General features: G+C 72.2%; 1 pseudogene. It reads right to left on the bottom strand.

Going from position 1 to position 2,035, the window contains the following annotated elements:
* Nucleotides 1–157: 157 nt before the first annotated feature.
* Nucleotides 158–2,035, bottom strand: a pseudogene (locus tag QSG27_RS14355) (Ig-like domain-containing protein); the annotation flags it as partial.

Here is a 2,035-nt window from a genome sequence, read left to right as displayed (position 1 = left end):
CTCACCGGCCGCATTCTCTTCAAACGGAGAGAATCACGACCGGCAAGCCGGGCATAGCCTTTTTCCGCGGCCTGCTAAGAACACGTCCGGTGAGCGACTGGTCACCGGTCATGATTTGCTCAAAGCAAAGCGTTGCTGATGTGCCGCACCAACCCGCTCAGCCGAACCAGTCGGCGACGTTTCCGGTCTGGCCGCGGATGGTGATGCGGTTGCCCGAGCCGATGTCGAGGGTGGTGTTGCCGCCCTCCACGCGGGCCGAGTGGATCACCGCGCCGAGGTCGATGGTGCCGTCGTAGAAGGCCAGACGGTCGACGCCCGCCTGGAAATCCATCACCACCGAGCCGCCCGAGGCCCGCCCGAAGGCGAACAGGTCGGCCCCGGCGCCCCCCCACAGCGTGTCCGCCCCGCCGTCGGCAAACAGCACGTCGTCGCCCGCCCCGCCGTCCATCAGGTCGTTGCCCGCCCCGCCGAACAGCGTGTCGTTCCCGGCCTCGCCCAGCAGCGTGTCGTCGCCCTCGCCGCCGGTGGCGAGGTCGTCGCCCTCGCCCAGCCCGATCAGGTCGTTGCCCGCCCCGCCCAGCGCCACGTCGTTGCCGGTCCCGGCGTTGATCGTGTCGTCGCCCTCGTCACCGACCAGAAGGTCGTCGCCCTCCTCGCCAAACAGCAGGTCGTTGCCCGCCCCGCCGACCACCGTGTCGTGGCCCTCATTGCCGGTCAGCGTGTCGTCGCCCTCCTCGCCGAACAGGATGTCGTCGCCGGTGCCGCCGAAGCCGCGGTCGTTGCCGGTGCCGCCGCCGATCAGGTCGTTGCCCTCGCCGCCGAGCACCCAGTCGTCGCCCTCGCCGCCCATCACCACGTCGTCGCCCTCGTCGCCGTACAGCGTGTCGTTGCCGCCGGCGCTGGCCACCGTGTCGTTGCCGCCGCCGCCGTGCAGGACGTCGTCGCCGGCCCCCAGATACATGTACTGCTGGTGGTTATCGCCGTAGACCACCTGCTCGCCCTCGCCGCCGACCAGAGTGGCGTTGCCGACCACCGCCCCGAACTCGACGTTGTCGAGCTGGATGGTCACCGGGGCCGCCACCGACGTGGTGTTCAGCACCACCGCGGTCGGCGCCGTGCTGCCGGTGCCGGTGCCGCCCAGCGTGTTGCCGGTCACCCGCGTCTGCACCGCCTGTCCGGCGACCACGCCCGGCGCGCTGAAGTCGATGGCCCGCACGAGGAGCCGGGCCTGGGTCGACAGCGCGGCGAGGAAGCCCGACCCGCCGCCGGTCAGGCCGTTGCGCGCCGCCGTGCCCTCGTCGGTGCGGGCCTCGATGGCGGCGATCAGCCCGCTCAGCCCGGTCTGGGCCTGGCTGGCGGTCTGCCGCTCGGCGCTGCCGGTGGTGGTGACGGCCACCCCGGTGGAGACGCTGACCGTCAGGGTGGTGACGGTGGACAGCTGCCCGGTCTGGGCATCGACCACCTGCTCGCGGACCACCGGCACGTCGGCCAGATCGGCGTTGGCGGTGCTGCCGTCCTCCACGCGCTCGCTGTTGGTCGCCGCGACGGTCACCGTGGTGGTGCGGCTGCCGTCGGTGCCTGTGGTGACCGAGCCGGTGACGGTGGCGCCGTCCACGGTAGCCACCGGCGGCGGGGCAATCGGGGCCGGCTTCTCCACCGTCGCGGTCAGCTTCTGCGTCGCCGCGGTGAAGAGCGGCGAGGCGTTGCCCGCCGGGTCGGTCAGGCCAAGCGACAGCGTCAGCGTGCCGTCGCCCAGGCTGGAGAGGTCCAGCCCGCCCACCCGGGTGGTGCCGCTGGTGGTCACGCCGCTTCCGCTCACCCGGCCGCCGCCGGAGGAGGCGATGGTCCAGGTGAAGGCGGCCCCAGCCTCGCTGCCGCTGATGGTGAAGGCGCTGCTGGACTGTTCCACCGCGTCGATGCTGTCGTCGTCGAACAGAACCGTCGCCGTGGGGGCGGTGGTGTCGATGACCAGCGACTGGGTGCCCGGTGCGGAGACGTTGCCCGCCGCGTCGGTGGCGGTGGCCGAGACGGGGTT

Origin of the sequence: Azospirillum isscasi (assembly GCF_030849505.1) — a bacterium.
Taxonomy (GTDB): Bacteria; Pseudomonadota; Alphaproteobacteria; order Azospirillales; family Azospirillaceae; genus Azospirillum; species Azospirillum isscasi.
Note: the sequence above shows the minus strand (reverse complement) of the source record. Positions and strands in the feature narration are given on the sequence as shown.